The 20,373-nt window shown below is 45.0% G+C and carries 17 protein-coding genes; 5 read left to right on the top strand and 12 right to left on the bottom strand.

Annotation, left to right across the window (positions count from 1 at the left end; translation table 11 throughout):
* Positions 1–33 precede the first annotated feature (33 nt).
* Positions 34–1,272 (top strand): gliding motility lipoprotein GldJ, encoded by a 1,239-nt coding sequence (gene gldJ / locus BWI96_RS14230; protein WP_106637286.1) that lies wholly within the window; start codon positions 34–36, stop codon positions 1,270–1,272.
* Between the two features lie 318 nt (positions 1,273–1,590).
* Here the strand turns inward: gldJ and rpsG are convergent, their stop codons facing one another.
* A complete protein-coding gene (rpsG, locus tag BWI96_RS14235) occupies positions 1,591–2,058 on the bottom strand; it encodes a 30S ribosomal protein S7 (protein ID WP_106637287.1) in 468 nt (155 codons plus the stop codon).
* 123 nt (positions 2,059–2,181) lie between these two features.
* On the bottom strand, positions 2,182–2,595 hold the full coding sequence (gene rpsL, locus BWI96_RS14240) for a 30S ribosomal protein S12 (protein WP_106637308.1): 414 nt from the start codon (positions 2,593–2,595) through the stop codon (positions 2,182–2,184).
* Positions 2,596–2,992: 397 nt separating this feature from the next.
* On the opposite strand from rpsL, the gene BWI96_RS14245 reads away from it, so the two are divergent.
* Positions 2,993–3,865 carry an aldose 1-epimerase family protein gene (locus BWI96_RS14245; RefSeq protein WP_106637288.1) on the top strand — a complete coding sequence of 291 codons (873 nt, stop codon included), beginning with the start codon at positions 2,993–2,995 and terminating at the stop codon, positions 3,863–3,865.
* A 118-nt stretch (positions 3,866–3,983) separates the two neighbouring features.
* Here BWI96_RS14245 and BWI96_RS14250 read toward each other — a convergent pair whose 3' ends face one another.
* From BWI96_RS14250 to BWI96_RS14265, 5 genes are all read right to left on the bottom strand, one after another.
* On the bottom strand, positions 3,984–5,042 hold the full coding sequence (locus BWI96_RS14250; RefSeq protein ID WP_106637289.1) for a phytase: 1,059 nt from the start codon (positions 5,040–5,042) through the stop codon (positions 3,984–3,986).
* A 62-nt stretch (positions 5,043–5,104) separates the two neighbouring features.
* A complete protein-coding gene (locus BWI96_RS14255; RefSeq protein WP_106637290.1) occupies positions 5,105–6,361 on the bottom strand; it encodes a right-handed parallel beta-helix repeat-containing protein in 1,257 nt (418 codons plus the stop codon).
* 41 nt (positions 6,362–6,402) lie between these two features.
* Positions 6,403–9,153, bottom strand: a complete 2,751-nt coding sequence (locus BWI96_RS14260; RefSeq protein ID WP_106637291.1) for a TonB-dependent receptor — start codon at positions 9,151–9,153, stop codon at positions 6,403–6,405.
* Positions 9,154–9,423: 270 nt separating this feature from the next.
* Complete coding sequence (locus BWI96_RS21645) at positions 9,424–9,561, bottom strand: hypothetical protein (RefSeq protein WP_157830375.1); 138 nt, start codon at positions 9,559–9,561, stop codon at positions 9,424–9,426.
* A gap of 56 nt (positions 9,562–9,617) precedes the next feature.
* Entirely contained in the window at positions 9,618–11,027 is a 1,410-nt protein-coding gene (locus BWI96_RS14265) for a tetratricopeptide repeat protein (protein WP_106637292.1), read from the bottom strand.
* A 251-nt stretch (positions 11,028–11,278) separates the two neighbouring features.
* On the opposite strand from BWI96_RS14265, the gene BWI96_RS14270 reads away from it, so the two are divergent.
* On the top strand, positions 11,279–11,509 hold the full coding sequence (locus tag BWI96_RS14270) for a hypothetical protein (protein WP_106637293.1): 231 nt from the start codon (positions 11,279–11,281) through the stop codon (positions 11,507–11,509).
* A 496-nt stretch (positions 11,510–12,005) separates the two neighbouring features.
* The gene (locus BWI96_RS14275) at positions 12,006–12,533 is read left to right on the top strand and encodes a YfiT family bacillithiol transferase (protein ID WP_106637294.1); all 528 of its coding nucleotides are present in this window, start codon (positions 12,006–12,008) and stop codon (positions 12,531–12,533) included.
* 37 nt (positions 12,534–12,570) lie between these two features.
* Here BWI96_RS14275 and BWI96_RS14280 read toward each other — a convergent pair whose 3' ends face one another.
* Positions 12,571–15,084 (bottom strand): DUF5686 and carboxypeptidase-like regulatory domain-containing protein, encoded by a 2,514-nt coding sequence (locus tag BWI96_RS14280; protein WP_106637295.1) that lies wholly within the window; start codon positions 15,082–15,084, stop codon positions 12,571–12,573.
* A 431-nt stretch (positions 15,085–15,515) separates the two neighbouring features.
* Between BWI96_RS14280 and BWI96_RS14285 the strand changes: the two genes are divergently transcribed.
* Positions 15,516–16,595 carry a Gfo/Idh/MocA family protein gene (locus BWI96_RS14285; protein WP_106637296.1) on the top strand — a complete coding sequence of 360 codons (1,080 nt, stop codon included), beginning with the start codon at positions 15,516–15,518 and terminating at the stop codon, positions 16,593–16,595.
* Positions 16,596–17,154: 559 nt separating this feature from the next.
* On the opposite strand, the gene BWI96_RS14290 is transcribed toward BWI96_RS14285, so the two are convergent.
* From BWI96_RS14290 to BWI96_RS14305, 4 genes are all read right to left on the bottom strand, one after another.
* On the bottom strand, positions 17,155–18,033 hold the full coding sequence (locus tag BWI96_RS14290; protein ID WP_369804175.1) for a glycoside hydrolase family 28 protein: 879 nt from the start codon (positions 18,031–18,033) through the stop codon (positions 17,155–17,157).
* A 14-nt stretch (positions 18,034–18,047) separates the two neighbouring features.
* A complete protein-coding gene (locus tag BWI96_RS14295) occupies positions 18,048–18,389 on the bottom strand; it encodes a glycosyl hydrolase family 28-related protein (RefSeq protein WP_106637298.1) in 342 nt (113 codons plus the stop codon).
* Between the two features lie 405 nt (positions 18,390–18,794).
* The gene (locus BWI96_RS14300; protein WP_106637299.1) at positions 18,795–19,352 is read right to left on the bottom strand and encodes a GNAT family N-acetyltransferase; all 558 of its coding nucleotides are present in this window, start codon (positions 19,350–19,352) and stop codon (positions 18,795–18,797) included.
* Positions 19,353–19,457: 105 nt separating this feature from the next.
* Positions 19,458–20,246, bottom strand: a complete 789-nt coding sequence (locus BWI96_RS14305) for an alpha/beta hydrolase (RefSeq protein WP_198555263.1) — start codon at positions 20,244–20,246, stop codon at positions 19,458–19,460.
* Positions 20,247–20,373 lie beyond the last annotated feature (127 nt).

The following is a 20,373-nucleotide window of genomic DNA, read 5'->3' as shown; positions in this document are numbered from 1 at the left end:
ACCAAAGCGATATTCCAAACCATATACATAGCAATGATGAGAATTGCGTCAGTTTATTATTTGTTGGGGGCGATGGTGCTACTGACAACGGCTTGCAAAAAGAACAAAACGCCTGATAGTGCCCATATCGGGAAGAATAGTACGGCAACAGGCATTGCGTATAACACGAAAGAAGGTTTTTCAACGCCTAAAAGCTTTAAAGGGCAGCCAACGGGTCCTAACCTGGTGTACGTCGAAGGCGGTCGTTTTGTGATGGGTTCGCTGGAAGAAGACGTAGCGGGTGTTCACGATAACGTAGAGCGTACAGTAACGGTACAATCCTTCTTTATGGATGAAACCGAAATTGCTAACGTTCACTACCTCGAATATCTGCACGCCATTCAGAAAGACTCGACTCAGGAGTTTTACGAAGCGGCTTTACCCGATACCACCGTATGGGCGGGCGAAATGGCCTTCAACGATACCTACGTAGATCAATATCTGCGTTACCCTGGTTTCCGCATGTATCCGGTTGTGGGTGTTTCCTGGGTACAGGCACAGGATTACTCAGCCTGGCGTACAGGAGCCGTAAACAATGATCTGGCTCGTAAAGCAACCAGCGGCGGTAAGAAAAAAGGCAAGAAAGGGGAAGAGGCGACAGCAGAAGCTTCTAGCCAACAATATACCGGAGGCCGTGCTGCCATTGAAACGGGCTTCGTCCTGCCGAATTACCGTCTGCCAACAGAGGCTGAATGGGAATACGCAGCGAAAGCTTTGATCGGTACGCAATACCTGGATGAAAACCAGTCGAATCAGCGGATTTATCCCTGGGATGGTTCTTCGATGCGTAAAAGCTCAGGTAAGAAAAAAGGCACGATGTTAGCTAACTACAAACGGGGTCGCGGGGATTATGCGGGTATTGCCGGTAAAACGAACGACGGTGCCATCATCACGGATGAAGTGTATTCATATCCTCCTAACGATTTTGGTCTGTATAACATGGCTGGAAATGTAAATGAGTGGGTATGGGATGTATACCGCCCCACCACCTTCCAGACGTTCAGCGATTTGAACCCTGTTCGTCGGGATGGTTACCTGGATGATGAGAAAAACTACGGTAAAAAAGATAACAACTCCCTGTTGGACAACCGTACGCGGGTGTATAAAGGTGGCTCCTGGGCAGATATTGCCTACTGGTTGGCTCCCGGAACTCGTCGTTACCTAGATCAGGATTCGTCAACGGCTACCATCGGTTTCCGTTGCTCGATGATCGCTTCAGGAAGAAAGAGATAATTTAATTTCCAGTTTAGTTGAAAAGAAGCTGCCCACTTGGGTGGCTTTTTTTTGTTTGAAGTGGTTAGAGAAGGTTTGAGGTGAGAGAATTCTAAAAGCTCAGCAGTCGCTCGGCTCTGCCGAGCGACTGCGGGAGTAGATGCTTTCATTTGAGGAACATTCACGAATGCTAAATAAGGTCCTTCGCTTCGCTCTGAATGACAGGCTGAATAGGTTTGGAATCATTGCTTTTGCAATGACTCCAAACCTATTCAAACGAAAAAAGAGTTGCAAACCCGAAAGTCTGCAACTCTTTTCTTGAGAATATATTCCTCAGAACTATACGCGGAAGTGAGAGAAAGCTTTGTTAGCTTCAGCCATCCGGTGCGTATCGTCTTTCTTCTTCACCGCAGCACCTTCGCCTTTAGCAGCTGCTACGATTTCGCTAGCCAGACGCTCTACCATGGTCTTCTCGTTACGACCACGAGCATATTTAATCAGCCATTTCATGCCTACTGACTGTTTACGCTCGGGACGAACTTCAGTTGGAACCTGGAAGGTAGCACCACCTACACGGCGGCTCTTTACTTCTACCGTAGGCATAACGTTGTTCAACGCCTTTTTGAAAGTCTCCAGACCATTTTCTTTGGTGCGGTTCTCTACTAATTCCAGAGCACCGTAGAAGATGTTATAAGCAGTAGACTTTTTGCCCTCGTACATGAGGTTGTTTACAAATTTCGTTACGAGCGTCTCCTTGAATTTAGGATCTGGTAATACGTACCGTTTTTTTGGTTTTGCCTTACGCATGACTAAGTTACGTTTGAATGTTGATGAGAACGCGTCGCTTCTGCCCGTAACAGTGGCTTACTGCATTCTCGGATGTGTTAAGCCCTCAGTCTTTCGAACTGACGACGATGGATCAGAAAAAGATTACTTCTTCTTACCTTTTGCAGGAGCTGCGGGAGCCTGACCGGGTTTAGGACGTTTCGCACCGTATTTAGAACGAGCTTGCATACGACCTTTAACACCTGCAGTATCCAGAGCACCACGGATGATGTGGTAGCGAACCCCAGGAAGATCTTTCACACGACCACCACGGATCAGTACGATAGAGTGTTCCTGTAAGTTGTGGCCTTCTCCGGGGATATAGGCGTTAACTTCTTTACCATGTGACAAACGCACACGAGCTACTTTACGAAGAGCAGAGTTAGGCTTCTTCGGTGTAGTTGTGTATACACGAGTACACACACCACGTTTTTGAGGGCAAGCGTCAAGAGCTGGAGACTTTGATTTCCAAGTCACACGCTCACGACCCTTACGTACTAGTTGTGAAATAGTTGGCATGATGTAAAAAAATAAAAAATGTTCGTCTTGAAAAACGGACTGCAAAAGTACTCTCTTTTCGTAAAAAAGACAAGCTTGTTTTCGTTTTTTTAGTTCCGGGGCGGATTTAATTAGTCAGACTACCAGACGATTAAGGGTAGTGTTTGGGGTTTTGAGCTTGGAATTTGAAGTTTAGCGTTGAGGGTTTGGGGTTAATTTAGTTAGGGCAGAGAATGATTTTAAAGAAGAAATAAAACCCCAAAGGTGGATCCGTATGAATAACGTGGACATAGCCTAGGGTAACGGTTTCAAATTACGAATCATTAATCCCTTCTAAAGCTGTCTTTCTTTTTTCAAAGATTCCGATCAACTTTGGCTGTACTGTGTTTATTACATCAAATACAATTTCAATAGACCTATGACTTATTTCCTCGAAAATGATTATCTCAAAGTAGCCATCCGCCAGAAAGGGGCGGAATTGGTAAGCCTTTATCATAAAGAAACGCATCTGGAATACCTCTGGAGCGGAGATCCCGCTTTCTGGGCCAAACATTCCCCCATTTTATTTCCAATCGTAGGAGCTTTGAAAAACAACGAGTATCACTACGAAGGGAACTCGTACAAGCTGAGCAGACACGGTTTTGCCCGGGATATGGAGTTTGAACTGGAAGCCGAAGGTGAATCTGACCTGACGTTTTTATTGAAGAGTAATGCCGAAACGATGGCGGTTTATCCCTTTGAATTTCGGCTGCGGGTGATCTATACGTTACGTCAGAATGAATTATCCGTTCAGTACAAGGTAACCAATCACGATTCAAAGGATTTATTTTTCTCCGTGGGTGGACACCCGGCGTTCCGCGTTCCTTTCACCGACGAAACGCAATACACGGATTATTACCTGGAGTTTAATGAAACGGAAGACTTCCATCGTTGGCCGCTGGCCGAAGGGGGCCTGATTGACGTAACCCCCGAACCTGTCGTAGAAAATAGTAACCGCATTGCTTTATCTCATGAGCTTTTTGCGGAAGATGCTTTGGTGTTTAAGCATCTGAAATCTACTTCGGTAACCCTGAAATCAGATCAGGTTCCTTATCAGTTGAAATTTGATTTTGAGGACTTTCCTTACCTCGGCATTTGGGCCGCTCCGAAGGCCCCTTTTGTTTGTATCGAACCTTGGTGCGGTATTGCCGATAGCGTTACACACGATCAGAATTTAGAAACGAAGGAGGGGATTAATCGTCTGGCTGCCGGAGAAGTATTCGAACGCACCTGGAAAGTAACTCTTTCTTAAAAAATGGAGAAGTAAGAGAATCCCAAAAGAATTGAAAATGAATAACTCAGCGTCATGAACCCGGGTTTTCGCAATGGGATGATACAAAAATTGCCAGCCGAGAAGCTGGCAATTTTCATTAAGGGCGTAACTTTAATTCCTTTCCCGCAATGTCCTCCCAGCGGTATAAGTGAAAGGTTCGATCCGTACTCATGACGACAAACAAGCCGTGTTTAAAGTCATTATTCAAAGGCACGGAAACCATTTCAGAGCCATCACTTTCCATGGCCCGCACGTCCACAATTTTAACCAGCTTATGTTCAAAAGGCTTATCCGGCGTTCCTTCGCGGCTGAAAATTTGGAAGCGATTCGCTCCCTGATCCGATACCAGGATATAACCCGTGCTGTCGGTTAGTTCATAAATTGAAATGCCTTCGTGATCGACTTTGAAGTTTTCGGTTGCAAATAAGGCTAACTCTTCGTTACCCTTTTCAGGATCCGCATAGTACTGGCGAACGCCTTTGCCTTCGTCCGAATAATACACATAACCCAGCTTGTCATCCACTACGATGGATTCAATTTCCTTCAGACCGCTATAAGCACCGAATTTCCGAACTAACGTGGCCTTAATTTGGCCCCTTCCGTCATCGTCAAGGCGGTACTGCCAGAGGTAACCTCCCGTAGTAGGACCCGTCTTTCTACCTACGATGGCATAGATTACGCCTGCTTTGTTTTTATACATCGAAATGCCCATTAAATCGCGGTATTCTGGCTGGGTTTCTCCTTCAAAAACTTCGATACCGCCGTTATCCACGGGTTTCAGGTCGGGTAAAGAAAAAATTCGCAGTTGGTGCGTCATGCGTTCGGTGGTAACGGCAATGTCCGTGGCCTTTCCGTTCAGCATCAAACCGTATTCAATGTCAACGTTATTGGGACGCTTCAGTCCTCCTATTTTTTGCTGAATTTTTCCCTGAAGATTGAAGACATACAGTCCTCCCTCTACGTCTTTATCCGTCCCGACAATCAGACTTTTGGCCGGGTCCTGAGGGTTAATCCACACGGCCGGGTCATCAGAATCGTGAGCCAGTTTTTCGGTAATGTACAGCGGTTTTACCGCCTGACGGGAAATCGTATGCCGCTGGCAACTGGTGAACAGAGCCAGTCCGGTTAATAATAACGCACTCGTTTTCAGTAACATCCTTTTATATAGATACAAAAAGTCCCCACGAAAGACCAGCTGACATGGGGACTAGTGATGACTTATTTCGTCCCCAACGCTCCGATGTAAGAACCGGGAGCGGGTGACGTATAGGTTACCCCATTTACACTTAGACCGTTTGCATATAGACGGGTAAAGTCTGTTTTGCCTTTGCCTAACGCTGGAGAGCCCGTTTGTAAGTGAAAATCCCAGGAGGAGTCGTAGCTGGAATTCATGCTGGACGTAGACAGGGGGTAATTCACTAGCTTAGGATCATTTTCTCCCGCTTTCGTACTCAGAATATCATTCGTTCCTTTTACGATTTCGGTTGAAGGCTGAAATTGATCCACGCCCGTCTGCGTGTATCCGTAATAGAAGTTATTTGCAATGACGGAACGGGTATCTTCAGGGGCACCTTTGTCCCGCTTAATACCGAAACGGTCGTTCACCAGTAAGGTATTGTAAACGTCCGCACGAACCGTTTTTTCTAACCAAATAGAACCACCTTTGATGGTTGGACGTCTCCAGCCTGCGTTCACAATCGTGTTGTTGTAAGCCACGATGTAAGCCTGAGGCGTTTTGTCACCCGCGTTGGAAAGCTTCAGAGCATTTGTGTTGGGGCTATAGATGACATTGAAAGCTACCTCAGCCTGTACCCCTGACTTGATGTTAATGGCTTCGCCACCCGAAACGCCGGTAGTGTGGAAGGTGTTGTTCATGATTAACACTTTACCACCTTCGAGGTAAAAACCGTCTTCGTTGAAGTGACGAATGGTGCTGTTGGCCACGACAATTTTAGAGCCTGTGTTTGAAGTATATAATACCGGAACGTGCTCACCCGCTTTCGCTTTGTATAACTGAGCCTTAACCGAAGGAGATTCTTCCGTAGTGACAGCTCCACCGTATTCAAGGACGGTATTTGAAAGGACTAATTCCGTATTGGTGGGGCCGGCAATCAAACCACCCCAAAGGTTACCGAAGTTATTAGCCGCCGTTTTCCAGGCATCAGGCACGGTAAATTTTACGGGGTTGGCCGTCGTTCCCATGCTGTAGAGGTTCCCTCTGATGAGGATCTCAGGCTTCACAATCGAATCGCTCATCAGAACGGTTACGCCTTCTTCAATGGTCAGGGATTTGCCTTCGGCAATCTGGAGGTGTCCCGTCACTTTGTAGGTATTCCCTTTTTTCCAAACGCCTTCCACGTTACCGCTTACGCTTTCTTCGGTAGGGGCTGGGGTAACCTGCGTTTCTTCGGAATTTTTGCTACAACTGGTTAAAAAGGCCATTGCCAGACCGGTTGCAATAAACAGTTTGTTCATGATTGTTTCTGGATAATAAAGATTTTGTAAAAGCTTGAATGCTAGAGTTTAAAGCGTAAACCAAAGACGTAGCTACGCTGGTAATAATCCCGACGGATGAGGGTTTTGCCCGCTTCGGTTTGATAGGGCAATCCTTCGTTAACTGACTCAGCGTTTTTGATGTACACTTCCAGCGGCGTATTGAGCAGGTTATTGGCTTTCGCAAAAACGACCCAACGATGACCCATGGCTTTTTCCAGCGAAGCATCCATTTGAATGAAGGCTTTTTGCCAGAGGTCATTATTGAGGAATTGAGAAACCGTATTAATTCGCTCGCCGGTGTAACTACCCGCTACCTGAGCGTCCCAGCCATCATTTCTGTACAGCACAGTCACGTTACCAATGTGGGCAGACTGACCATACAGAGGACGCGTTTGGTTGACGTACATGGGTACCAAATCCCCGTTTTCGTCACGGGTTCGGATAAATTTGGCGGAGGTAATTCGGGACAGCGTATAGGTATAATTGGCCTTGATTCCCCACTTGCTGAAGTATTTGATGTAGTCTAGTTCAAGCCCGGCGTTCTGAGCATTCCCGAAGTTACCCGGCGTGTAAATGATAGACTGCCCACGAACGGGATCACGTTGTAACGTATACTCGATGGGATTTTGAAGGTATTTGTAGAACAGTCCCACCATGAACTGATCGGTGTGAGTGGGAAAGTGTTCATAACGCAAGTCGATGTTATCCGCAATTGCCCGCTTCAAATCGGGGTTACCCCGCTCCTGATATTCTTCCTGAACGACGTTATAGGGAACGATCTCGAAGAAGCCCGGACGGTTCAGCGAACGGAAGTACGAGGCCCGCCAGTTGGTCTGTCCATTCGGCATGTATTTCAGGTGCAGGCTGGGTAATACATCCGTGTAAATCTGATGACCCGTCGGACGATCTTCTCCCACCTGATTTTTCAGTTCATATCCCTGATCCGTATGCTCTACTCGCACGCCGCCCAGAATTTCCCAGTGTAGAGGCGTTGCCTTGGCCTGTACATAACCCGAAGCCGTTTTCTCGGAGGCATCGTAGGTCATTGCACTACCAACCGAACCTCGCGGGTTCTGAATCGTCCAGTTAATCTGATCGTAGGATGTGAAGTCTTCGCCGTAACGGGCAAACAGGTTGGAGGGACGAAGCTGGTAGTTATTATAGAAATTACTCCGGTTTTTCGTGCGATAGAGCCCACCCGCCTTCCATTCCACGGGCGTTTGACCCAAATGAGAACGATAACTAAAGTTCAGGTAAGCCGCCAGATCGGTGTCTGAATTATGCTCCCAGCGACGGTACGCATCCTGCACGGTTGTTCGGGTTTCGATGAAGTTTTTACGTTCGCCTAGTAACGGAACCTGCGTTTGATCGGGCTGTTGGTTCGTTGCCTTCGAATATACTGCTGACCACTGCACCTCAAAAGGATCGCTGATCTGGTGTTTACCCTGCAAGGTGCTCGTCAAAATCTGCTGCTGCGTCAAGCGGCTCCGGGTGTCATACCCCAGCGTCGCATTTCCGGCAATCGGATCGTACCCGCCAATGGTTAACTGTGTTGATTTGGTATCCCGAATCTGGCTGTTGCTCAGGTTAATAAAGGCATTATATAAGGAGAGTTTATGGCGATCATTCAGCCGGTAATCCAGCTTCGTGTGAACTCCGTAGCGTAACTGCTGCTCGGAATACTGACGCTCGCTTAACTTGGTAAGGGTTACTCCTTTTTGAGTGTTAACGGTTTCAGAGTCAAAAAATAAACTATTACTTCCGCGATAGGTGTTTTGGTAACTTCCGGCTACGATAATGCCTAGTTTTTGATTGAAAAAGCGGTTACCCCAGGAGAATCCACCCAGTACATTCGGTGGCGGCAACTGCTTTCTATAGGTCGAAGTAACTTTCGAAAAATCGGCTGGCGTGGCATTGTACTGATTACCGTTGCGTTCGTAAGGCGATTTTTTAGTAACGGACTTCCAGTCATAACTCATGAAGGGCCGATCCATGAACAATTCGCTGTAACCCGTCGAAACGTTAGCGGTGAACAAATGTTGATTCGGAGCGTCTTTCATAACCAGATTGACGGCTCCTCCAATCGCGTCGCCTTCCATCCTTGGGGTGAGGGCTTTGTAAACTTCAAGCCGATCCAAAAGATCGGAAGGAAAAATGTCGAGCGGAACGTAGCGGTAGCGGTTATCCGGGCTTGGAATTTTCACGCCATTGACCAGCGTGTAATTATACCGCTTGTCCATCCCCCGAACGATGGCGTACTGACCGTCGCCGTTGCTATTTCGTTCGATGGATACCCCCGAAACCCGTTGGATAACGTTGGCAACGGTAAGGTCGGGAGATAACTGGATGGATCGTCCCGAAACGATATTCATCACCTGATCCGCCGAACGTTCCAGGTGACGGGCGGTTTGATCCGTTGCTCCTTCACGGCCCGTCTTTACGACTACTTCCTGTAAATTTTGTTTGTGGGAAGGTTCTAGGAATGCATCAAGAACAACGGTTTCAGTGCCGGAAATTTTAACTTCTTTAGTAGTAGATTGAAAGGTGATAAAACTGATGGTAACCCGGTAGGTTCCGGCTGGTAAGTTTTTAATAGTATAGCTGCCATCATATCCCGAAAGATCATGATACATCGTATTTTCTACGCGAATAACGGCTCCAGTAATAGGTTCACCGGAAGATAATTCAGAAACTTTCCCTTTAATAGATCCAGCCCAACTGTAAAATGAAATAAGGCTGATAAAAACAATAATACTATAAATCTTTCCCATCGAATGAGTACTGATTGAGTAAGCAAAATCAGCACGAGAATCAGCTCGGTATTCTTACTGATTTTCGTTTGATGGGACGAAGGTGCAGGATGAAAAATTAGGAGTCAAGGAAATGGAAAGCCGAAAGAAGTTCGGTGACTGGAGCCTCCGTTAGCACGAAAGCAACAGTGTTAACAAAAAGTAGTTAATCTGTTGATTTTTAAATATTTATACCGTTACAAAACCGCCATTAAGTTTGCGTTATGGCAATATTACCAAAATGTTAAGCCCCTAAATTCCCTGAATAAAGGCTGTGAGGCTTTCACCCGCGGCCAGGTTAAGTTTTTTCCGCAGACGATACCGGGTAACGCGTAAACTGTCCTGCGAGATACCTAATAAAGTGGAAATATCAGATGAAGTCAGATTCATTTTCAATAAGGCTACCAATCGTAAATCAGAAATAGATAATTGATCCGAATGGAGCCTTAACTTTTCAAAAAAGATTGATGTACTTGCTCAAAGGTGCTGCTGAATTCGAGCCAGTATTGATCATGGCTAAAACTATCATTAATTTGCTGAACAATTTTCTTAATCTGCTTTTTGTGATCACGTTTATCGTCTTTTATTAGTTTATCTAGGTTACCTTTCAAATCTTCCAATGCCTGATTTTTCTGAATGATATGTAAAATGTGAGTGGATAATTCTTTCGAACGAATAGCAAGTTCATTCTTTAACTGCTCTTCCTGCAACTGCTGATTCCGTAACTCCGATTGCATGAGTTCCCGCTGCGTTTCGTATACCAATTGATTTTGTCGACTGAGGGTCTGCTCATTTCGAACTTTCATTTTTTGCCGATTGTAAGCCAGACTCACCAAACCAATCAGTAGCAAAAGACCGATAATTACCGCGACGGTCATGAGTTGGTTGAACTGACGTTCATTAGTCAGTCGCTCAATCTCATTATTCTTCTTTTCCGTATCAAAAAGCGTTTGGGTCAGGGCCAGTTGCTGGCTACTTTCGAGTGAATAAATTTCGGCTTCGTAAGCCCGACTCAAGGATACGTAATGGTAGGCACTGTCGTTCAGACCCATCAGGTGATAGGCTTTTCCAATGTCATTGGTCGAACCACTCAGGTAATGGCGTTCATGCGTTTGCAGGGCTAGTGCGTAGGCTTTTCGGCTATAAATTAGGCTTTTCTGAAAGTGACCCGTTTTGCGAAGAATGTCGCCGAGGTTATTATAGATTTCAATGCGGAGTAGCGAATCTTTCGTCTGAAGATTAACTTTTAGTGCCCGCTGAAAGTAAACCTGGGCCGAGTCGTAGCGTTCAAGATCCTCAAAAATGCTCCCCATGTTTTCGTAAATCTTGGCCGTTCCCTCCCGATTGTGAGCGGAGAGGTACTGATGGAGTGCCTGCTGCTGATAATAAAAAGCACTGTCGTAGAGTTGTCTTTTTTCGTACAAATGCCCGATGTTTCCGTAGGTAGTCGCTATACCCGAGGCATCCGATACTGTTTTGAAAAGTAGTAAGGCCTGTTCGTATTGAAGTCGGGCCTGCTGGGGTTGCTTGCTGTAGTAGTAAAGTTCACCGAGTGCATTATGATTTTCAGCGAGCCATTTCTTTTCTCCCAACTGCTCTAGTTTTTGACCTGCCTGAGCATAATAACTGAGCGACTGCGGGTATTGTCCGGCGTGAAAATAAAGTCGTCCGAGCGATTGAAGTGCCTTCGCTGCTACCAGTGGTTTTTCGGACTGAAGAGCTATTGCGTATTCTTCCTTCGCCTGGATGAATGTTGAGTCTGATCGGCCTTGATTTGAACGTATATTTTGTCCAAATCCTGAACCATAAGACAACAAAATTAGTAATAAGCCGCTACGCCAAAGGGCTAAAATCATGGGTCATAGGGATCGTTTGAATCTGGAAGTTAAGACTTTTGAATGGTCGTAGAGATTAACAAATTGTTAAGGGATGGAATGCTGGGCGAATAAGAAGTATATTCAAAAAAGGGTAAATCAGAGATTTTTGAATCAATAACAAAGAATTTGTCTATTTTATTTGTATTTGTTAATTCTAGTTGCCATTTTTGATACACGATATGAGTAAAAAATAAAGTCAATCGTTTCCGCCTATTCCAAACGCCACGATTATGCAGAAGAACTTGGTTCGTAGCAAGGAAGATTACCTTCGCCACATTTTATCGACCAGCTTGCAGCACGAGGAAGAAAGCCCAGGGTGTTCGGTGCCCGAATGGTTACCCATTCCTAAACCGGAACAGTATCCCTGTATCGCCATCACCTCCGATCCGGTTCGGGAGGGAACGGCTTTATTCTTCGAAGTAGAGCTGATTTACTTTACTGATTTTCTGAATCAGAATTAATAGGCATTAACCTTTACCTAAGAGCATTTCCCGTACGAAGCCACCATGATCGCAGCCCGTGTTTCTGATGAGACACGGGCTTATTTTTATTTTAACCTGGTTTCTCGCATTCGCTCGGCTTAGCAACTACTGTGGAGTGGGCGAAGGAACTAGTGCTAAGGCTGCCAGCGTGGCCCGACCAGCTTTTTCGCTGGCAGTCTTAAGATAAACTCACTAACTGTCATCCAGAGCGAAGCGAAGGACCTTACTTAGCTTCGTGAAGGCTTCTTGAAGGCAAGCTGTAAACTTCCGCAGTCACTCGGCAGAGCCAAACGACTACGGAGCGGAGTATGAGCTGGATTTGTTTGAGTCCTTTGACAATAATTTGCGAAGGTTTGATAAGTTTGAATTTCTTTGAACGTGGCTTCCTTGATAAAGGATGTGCCGACAAAATCAGATGAATCTGATCAAGTTACTTTAAACCTGACCAAACGAATTCAAACCCCAAATTCAATACATGCAAGACTTACGCTATCCTATTGGCCTGTTCGTTTACGAAGGCCCTTACTCGCCTGAGCAGCGAAGCGAGTTAATCAAGTCCATCCTTCATGTACCGAGTCAATATCGTCAAGCTTTGGAAGGTTTATCGGAACAGCAACTGAATATGCCTTACCGTGAAGGCGGCTGGACGGTTCGGCAAGTGGTGCATCATGTAGCGGATAGTCACATGAACGGCTATGTTCGTACAAAATTGGCTTTGACCGAAGCCAATCCAAGCATCAAGCCTTATGAAGAAGCCCGCTGGGCCGATCTGGGCGATACTTTCGAAACACCACTGGACGTTTCGCTGTCGCTGCTGGAAGCCTTACACGTTCGCTGGGTCAATGTATTCAAAACCATGCAGGAGGCTGATTATCAGAAGACCTTCTTTCATCCCGGCTCACAGCAAAGCGTAACGCTGGACTATCAGTTGGGTAATTACGACTGGCATGGCCGACATCATCTGGCTCATGTTACCCGTCTGAAAGAGCGGATGGGCTGGTAATAAATAAACTGGGGCGGGTCAATTGACCTCGCCTAGTTTAATTAAAACCAAAATGGGCACTGGCTTTAATTGCGAAATTCTGCGAACGAGTGTCCCGGTAGGTTAATCGGTGGAGGGCCGTTATCTTGATGAATTTGAAGATATTGTCAATGCCGTACCCAATTTCCATGTAAGGGATGCTTGGATCCAGAGAGCCATAGTCATAGTGCGTACGGGATGGAAGTTTATGGTGATCGATGAATTCGTGGTTTTGAAGACTTTGCTGACCCACTAAGGCATTGAAAAGCATAAAACTTCTCAGTTTTAACTTCTGGATGACCGGAATACGGTTGGTGAGAAGCCCTTCGAAGGAATGGTTAAACTGTAGAGAAACATAGCGATCGGAGACGAATTCAAAAAAGTCCATCAGGTTAAAGGCATTCCGGTTGAACAGCCAGGTTGGATTGCCCAAATGAGGAAATAGTAACATGGGAGGGACAACCGATGGCGTATAACCCATCGAAAAGGAATAATTAGATCGTCCCCATAATCCCATTTGTAATGTCTGGTAGGCTGATAACTGGAAGCGGTGGTAATTAAAATTGCCATGTACTAAGCCCGCAAAACCCCTTACGTACCGGAACGAAATCACTGGAATTCGTTTAGTGCCCAGTGTGATCCGTTCGTTGCCATCCATTAAGTATTGCTCATTTTTGGCATAACGGGCTTCCAGGGTGACGAAGGTATCGTAGAAGTTGGTTTGGCGGGGTGAATTTTCACCCAGATGCGGGGTAGTTTTATAGAAGAAAGGAAATTGTGGCTCGTACTTACGATTGTCTATGGAACCCGAAAGCGTAAGATTACGAATAACATCGGACTTGAAAAAGAGCTCATAATCGGTTTGCATATAAGAGCCACGGACTTTCCCAAAACGCGTAAATGCATAAAACAGCTTGTTATCGCCAATTTTATCAGGCGTTAAACCGATGCGTTCAAGGTCGTGGTAATAGCGAATTCCGGCAACGGTCCATCTTTTTCGTGAGAACAGATAGTTCACCTCTCCGCTATACTTAAATCGCTGATCGAGCGTACCGTAGGCCAGATGGCCGCGTAAAATCCAGTGCTTACTGAAATCAGAATTGGTGCGGACGCCCATTCGTAACCGCAGGCCTTCAATTCGGTTCCAGGCAGCGGAATACAGGTAAGGGCCAAATTCCACGTAAGGATACTTTTTCCAGCCCGTGGAAATAAGCTCTGCTACATCCACATACGTTCGGACGATGGGCAGATTCTGAAGGGTATCAATCAGTTTTCTAGCGAGGAGATCCTCCGAACTAAGGTTTTCAGGGCGGGTTTTGGCCCAGAATTCAGGCGTCACTTCCTTGAAATCTTCGGCTACTTCCAGATTTGGATTGTAGAAACTGAGCGGATGTTTCTTATTAAGGACAAAATCCTGATTGTACAGATCAAACTTAGCCAGCATCCCCGCGGATTTATTGGTAAGCTGAGCAACGTCAATCATAAAGCGGGTTTTGTTGGGTAACCACGTGGAGTCAGCCCCGTTAACCACCATCGTTAATTCCTGATCTATTTTTAATTTGTCAATAAAATTCAGGTTAGCTTCTTTGCCAATGGTAGCTTCCACTTCCCGCAAGGCATAACGTGTAGTATCAATGTAGATCTTCCCCGTGAAGGCCAGGTCAGAGCTGCGTCGGGGTTTGAACTCAATGGCGTAGCATACTTCATTACCCACCGCCAGGGTATCTTCCAGATAAAAGTCATACGTACTTTTCCAGTGTTCACCCATGGGGGAAAGCAAGTCCTTTCCTAAAAACGTAATGTAGTTATGTGTGAAATTTAAACTCTGAAGAAAGCTCCCGCCGGTGATTTGTGAAATGAAATTTCCGTCCTTAACACCTACCCCTTTCGTAGCTGTTTTAAGGATATGTTCTTTGCGTAACTCCGGCGAATGCAGGTAGTAAAAACGTGAAAAAGTTTCGGAAACAAACATGGGTAAGATGGGCTGACCGTCCTCGCCTGCCAGAAACTCGGCTTGCTCAATTGCCTCAGTCATCTTGCGGACTATTCTACGCTTACGAAACTTCTCGGAGACATTGTCTACATCCAGTTCGATTTTGGTGTAACTGGTATACTCATAAGCTTCAACGGGTTGCCGATGTTTGAACTGACTACGAGCGTTTCGAATGATGGCGTAGGCCGGATTTTCGCCAGCATGAATCACTACTTCTCTTAACTGAGCCGTGCCGGGTTCTAACTGAATATTAATCTCCTGTTCGGTTACCTGAGTTTGTAAAGCTTTCGAACGCATGCGATAGCCGATGTTCGTGGCAATCAGAGAATCACTCAACTGACTGGTTTTGAATGAATAGTAGCCTTCAAAATTGGTAGTTGTACCAATGGCTTTCCCTCGTAGGGCCACATTGGCAAAAGGAATAGGTTCTCCCGAAGAGGCGTCTGTAACCCGACCTTTGATGAGGTACTGCCCAAAAGCAACGGAGGGTACGCAGAAGGCACACAGAATGAATATTCCTTTTGAGAATAAAGAAAACATAAACTCTGATTGATAAAGTAATGGGGTGTCTTATATAGGTAATTTTTACTAAAAATACACTATATAAATGAGCAGCCAATTTACTGATAAATTAACTTGAATGTAGATTTTTAACATTAATTGACAATTAAATACTACCAAGTAGTAGGATTAGGAGGTATGTATTTTATTACGTTTAGCGGATGTATTTCTAAGAATTTTTACTCTTATTCTGCTCAAATAGCTTAGATAGGCAGGGTATAATTAAGACTTTAAAAAATATACGATTTATAGCTTGAATGAATGAGTCGACCCATTAAAATTCGATTGAAAAATCGAGAGCGAAGTGGTGCCTTTAAGGAAGGCTTTGCGGAGGAATATTAGCTTAATCTCGCAGAATTAAGTAACTAGCCGAACCTATTAGACGAAGTAATCAAACTCCTCTGAACACTATGAAAAAATTCCTCTTCCTGGGCTTGCTAGTTCTAACCAGCACTATTGCGATAGCTCAGAAACCCGTTCGCGTGGCCGTAGCGGGTATTACCCACGGACACGTTCCCTGGATTTTAGGCCGAAAACCTGTGGGCGATATTGAACTTGTCGGTATTGCTGAAAGTAATCAGGAGTTATCTCAGCGTTACGCGTCCCGGTATAAGCTCGACCCGAAGCTGTTTTATAAAGACCTGGCAACCATGCTCGATCAGACGAAGCCCGAAGCGGTGGTAGCCTTTGGGTCGATTTATGAACATAAAGTCGTTGTGGAAGCTTGTGCTCCGCGAGGTATTCATGTCATGGTGGAGAAACCGCTTTCAACGAACGTGAAAGATGCTGAGCGAATGGCGGAGTTAGCAAGGAAACACCATACCTTACTACTCACTAATTACGAAACCTCGTGGTACCCAAGCATTGAGAAAACGTATCAACTAGTGATGGACAGCACAGCGGTTGGGAAATTCAAAAAAATGGTGGTGCATACGGGGCACGAAGGGCCCAAAGAAATCAACGTTAATCCAGAGTTTTTTGAATGGCTAACCGACCCCGTGCAAAACGGCGGTGGGGCCCTCATTGATTTTGGTTGTTATGGAGCCAATTTGATGACTTACTTCATGAAGAATGAAAAGCCGCTTTCGGTAACAGCCGTTACGCATCAATTCAAACCTCATATGTATCCCAAAGTAGACGACGATGCCACCATTGTGATTGAATACCCCCATGCCCAATGCATCGTGCAGGCCTCCTGGAACTGGCCGTATAGCCGTAAAGATTTAGAAGTATACGGCGATGGTGGGTATGTAATTACCGAAAATCAGGAGAAATATAAAGTTAGAAGTGGTAAAAAGAAGGAGGAAAAACGGAATATTACCAAGCAGGATCTACCCGTTTACGACGATCCTTTCGCCTACTTTGCGGATTTAATTCGCGGCAAAATAAAGCCTCATCCCTTGTATTCGCTGGAGAATAATCTCATAGTCGTACGCATTCTGGAAGCCGCCCGGGAATCGGCCAAGACAGGGAAAATGGTGAAGTTATGAAATTATCTATCCCCTGTCATTTAGAGCAAAGTGAAGGACCTTACTGGCTTTGCGAACGTAATTGGTCATGCAGCAACTCTACTAACTCTATCATCGTATCATTTTATCAGAAGGTCTCTCGCCTGCCGGTGCGAAATTCCCTCTCGTTTCTACCGCAGTAGCTCGGCTCTGCCGAGTGAGGAAGTGGAATTCAGTGCTAGGTATTTCAAAGTAGGTCAGTCCGTCGTTTTGTATTAGATTTCTTTGCCTGAGACGGCCAGAGGCCTACAACCATGGGGTCACTCGGCAGAGCCGAGCGACTGCGAGTATTGGTTATTAATTTACCCAAAGACGGTGTACCTCCTTTAGTGCGTTTTTAAAACGCGGATACGTGAGAAAAGCGTTTGTAATGCTGAGCGTCGCAGACGCTTTCCTCAGGCATCCGTGACACAGTCTCGGACGAACAGTTGCGATTTACGTTTTCCTGTTTCCATCATTAGTGGTATTTATCGAAATCTCACTATCGAATTTAGGCACATACAAGGCTGACCATTTCAGCCGAATAGCAGGTGAAAATTACTCAAAAGCCAGTGCCGATTGCGTTTTGTGCAATAACAGAGGGTCCGCTGCTGACCTCAATATGGTAGGCATTCATTGCTACATTGCGGGCATTTTGTAGAACTAATCCCGTACGGGCGTTGATGTGCAGGTTTGACAACGTCAGGTTCTGAAGCAGGCTGTTCGTCAATCCCACCAGACTACCCGCGTTTTTGGCACCCGTTACCGTCAATTGGTCAATAGTTAGGCCCGAGACCGATGGTATATCATTGGGATACCCATTATTACTGTTGAGTGAATACGCCAGGTCGATAATCAGCGGATTGGGCACGTCGGTCATGGTAATCTGCTTATAAGACAGGCCCTGAATAGGCCCACCGAGTCCTGACTGCGATTTAATGCGAATACCATTGGTCGTTCCGGTGAACGTACAATTCGTCACCGATACACCCGTTACGCCGCTAGAGGTTTCACTCCCTATTGACAAGCCGTGCCCATGCAGAAACTGACAATTTCGAATCTGAATGTCCTGACTGGGCTGGATGATCTGCCCATTGCTGCGTCCACCTTTGATGGCAATATTGTCGTCACCATTGTCAATAGTACAGTTCTGAATCAGCACATGTGTGCAGTTAGCCGGGTCGATGCCGTCCGTATTGGGTGAGTCAAGCGGAGCGGTGATGGTCAGATTCTGAATCGTTACATACCGACACTGGCTAGGAACCAGGTGAAATGACGGTGAATTAATGAGTGTGAGCCCATCAATCAATAGGTTTGTAGAGCGGGTTATGTAAATCAGACGGGGGCGGCTAAGGGTTTTACCACTGTCCCGAAACCGTTGCCACCAGATGGCCCCGTTCCCGTCGATGGTGCCTCGTCCCTTCAGGCTCACATCGGTCAATGAATCGCCATTGATCAGGTTGGGGAGTTTACTGGTGTAGTCAGCAGCGTTGGTGCTGGCCAGCAGCGTGGCCCCAGATTCAGTTGCAGAGTTACCCGGCTACGTAGAATGATGGGACTGATCAGATACTTTCCGGCGGGCAAAATCAGCGTACCGCCCCCGGTTGCTCCGCAGGAGTCAATGGCCCATTGTAGGGGCTTAGCCTGGTCGGTAACGCCATCGGCTAGCAACTGGAGGGTTACCGATGGGTTCGTGGGATGGGGCTGATCCTGCGGCTTACAGGCCAAGAATACTCTTAACAGACTACTAATGATGAGCGTGAGAAACAGGGCAATTAAACTGTTTCGGTTGTTCATTACTATTTGTTTTTTGAATCCTTCGCAGTGCCCTTATCTAGCAAGGGAAGTAAATAGGGCACGTTTGATGATTGTTCCTCAGGTCGTGGTATGACTCATCAGCTAGTCATTGGTTTAGTAACCATGAACACAGATTTAGAGGGTATGCATTGCTGACCAAAAAGCAAAGAGGAGTTATTAATCTTTGGATGACTTTAGACGGGTCCGGGTATTCATTTCGAAGAGTATTCCATGCCAGGTATCACTCGACATGGTAGATGCATTCAGTTACCAGTTGTAAACGCTCACGGCTCTAAAATTTAAGGGGCTCCTATTTAAAGTTAATACTTGAATTAGATCGGATGTTATATAGACAGTTTTTAAATTTATCTTACTAGCATTTGACTTTACCTGATTTTAATAGCTCTAAAATAGTTCAGCTTGTGTCTCAGTTTTATATAAGACACAAGTTCTAAGTCTTTCGTTATTGGTTAACAACGGGTGCTCAAATTCATATTGTTTTTCTAGCCCTATTTTTACCATAATACGTTCTGATTTTGTATTGATTTTTGGTGTAACTGAATATATGTTTTCAAGTTTTAATTCATTTAAAGCATATTGAAGACATTTCTTCGCCCCTTCTGTTGCGAAACCTTTATTCCATTCACTGCTTGTTATTCTCCAGCCGATGTCAATACAGGGAGTGAATTCAGCTTCATACGTTTGCTCACAAAGTCCTATGAAACCAATAAATTCATTAGTCTCAAGTTTATCCACTGCAAAGTAGCAAAATCCTTTATCGTCAAATTGCTTTTTCATTCGACCAATAAATTCAGTGGTCTGTTCTTTTGTTGGAATACCTGGGAAAAATTCCATTACTTTTTCATCTGAATTTATTTCGTGCATTTTGTCAATGTCTGCCAGTTCCCAATTCCTAAATCCAAGTCGTTCGGATGTGAATAGGTATTTCTTGTCGTGTTCCATTTTTGAGTATAGGTTAGTTTGAAATAAGGTCTAGCTGTTGAACATATACAAGCCCAAACAAATAGCTTTACTGGCTTTGGTGAATAAGTTAACTGTAAGGATTTATTATTTCCTTAGATACGCTAATACTCTATTCTGAATATATTCCCGCTCTGTTGGCCTGGCATCATTATCCATATCATTGTGCTTAATAGGGGTGAACTGAATCCTAATACCGAGTTGTTGAGCTTCTGTATCCGTAGGTAACACTCCATCATCGGCAGGATAATCTGCGGATCGTAAGGTAAATATTTGAGGTTTAGATGTTCTGGGTAATTCCATTCTTCGATTGTCCAGGGTAATAACCTTGCTTACAAAATCAGGATATTGATGAGCAAATAAAGCCGTCATATCGCCTCCATTGGAATGACCCATTAGTGCTAATTTAGCATAATTCAATGTCGGATATTTGGTTTTCATTTCCTGTAAGACGAAATGAATATTCTGAACTCCTCTTTCCCAGTTGGATCGTCTAACTAGTTGCGGTTTTCCAGTGCTCGGTAGAAGACTATCCGTTGGTAATTCATGCTGGATGCTAACGATAAAATATCCCTTTGATGCTAAAAATTCGGTCAGGTACGAATATTCTAAATACGCTCCACCCTTATTCTGTCCATACCCATGACTGAAGATTATAGGAATACCATTTAGGTCACTTTTAGGCTGATATATAGCAATTGGAATACTTCTGTTTCTGCTCGTATCAAATAGAGTTAATGTATCAAATTGAACATTTTTTTTGGTATTAGCTAAGGGCTTTTGTTTGCTGCATTGAGCGAAAATAAAAAGAGCAAGGGCTATGATAAAATATCTCATTTCTAAATAAAGAATCAGGAAAAGTATACGTATTGCCAAAGGTAATAGAGTGGGTAAACTCTTCAAAGCCCGTGAAACCTCAAGCTTACTAAATGATTTAATGATCGTACAAAAATCAGAATAGCTTCATCGAAGATTCATTAACCTGTCCTCTCGAACGAAGACC

The sequence above is a fragment of the Siphonobacter sp. SORGH_AS_0500 genome, assembly GCF_002838835.1.
Classification (GTDB): Bacteria; Bacteroidota; Bacteroidia; order Cytophagales; family Spirosomataceae; genus Siphonobacter.
The sequence above is the reverse complement of the archived record's forward strand: the minus strand, read 5'-3'. Positions and strand labels throughout refer to the sequence as shown.

Bases quoted from the DNA above. Each gene is read 5' to 3' on its own strand.
- gldJ (WP_106637286.1), top strand. From the start codon at position 34: ATGATGAGAATTGCGTCAGTTTATTATTTGTTGGGGGCGATGGTGCTA.
- rpsG (WP_106637287.1), bottom strand. From the start codon at position 2,058: ATGCGTAAGGCAAAACCAAAAAAACGGTACGTATTACCAGATCCTAAA.
- rpsL (WP_106637308.1), bottom strand. From the start codon at position 2,595: ATGCCAACTATTTCACAACTAGTACGTAAGGGTCGTGAGCGTGTGACT.
- BWI96_RS14245 (WP_106637288.1), top strand. From the start codon at position 2,993: ATGACTTATTTCCTCGAAAATGATTATCTCAAAGTAGCCATCCGCCAG.
- BWI96_RS14250 (WP_106637289.1), bottom strand. From the start codon at position 5,042: ATGTTACTGAAAACGAGTGCGTTATTATTAACCGGACTGGCTCTGTTC.
- BWI96_RS14255 (WP_106637290.1), bottom strand. From the start codon at position 6,361: ATGAACAAACTGTTTATTGCAACCGGTCTGGCAATGGCCTTTTTAACC.
- BWI96_RS14260 (WP_106637291.1), bottom strand. From the start codon at position 9,153: ATGGGAAAGATTTATAGTATTATTGTTTTTATCAGCCTTATTTCATTT.
- BWI96_RS21645 (WP_157830375.1), bottom strand. From the start codon at position 9,561: ATGAATCTGACTTCATCTGATATTTCCACTTTATTAGGTATCTCGCAG.
- BWI96_RS14265 (WP_106637292.1), bottom strand. From the start codon at position 11,027: ATGATTTTAGCCCTTTGGCGTAGCGGCTTATTACTAATTTTGTTGTCT.
- BWI96_RS14270 (WP_106637293.1), top strand. From the start codon at position 11,279: ATGCAGAAGAACTTGGTTCGTAGCAAGGAAGATTACCTTCGCCACATT.
- BWI96_RS14275 (WP_106637294.1), top strand. From the start codon at position 12,006: ATGCAAGACTTACGCTATCCTATTGGCCTGTTCGTTTACGAAGGCCCT.
- BWI96_RS14280 (WP_106637295.1), bottom strand. From the start codon at position 15,084: ATGTTTTCTTTATTCTCAAAAGGAATATTCATTCTGTGTGCCTTCTGC.
- BWI96_RS14285 (WP_106637296.1), top strand. From the start codon at position 15,516: ATGAAAAAATTCCTCTTCCTGGGCTTGCTAGTTCTAACCAGCACTATT.
- BWI96_RS14295 (WP_106637298.1), bottom strand. From the start codon at position 18,389: ATGAACAACCGAAACAGTTTAATTGCCCTGTTTCTCACGCTCATCATT.
- BWI96_RS14300 (WP_106637299.1), bottom strand. From the start codon at position 19,352: ATGGAACACGACAAGAAATACCTATTCACATCCGAACGACTTGGATTT.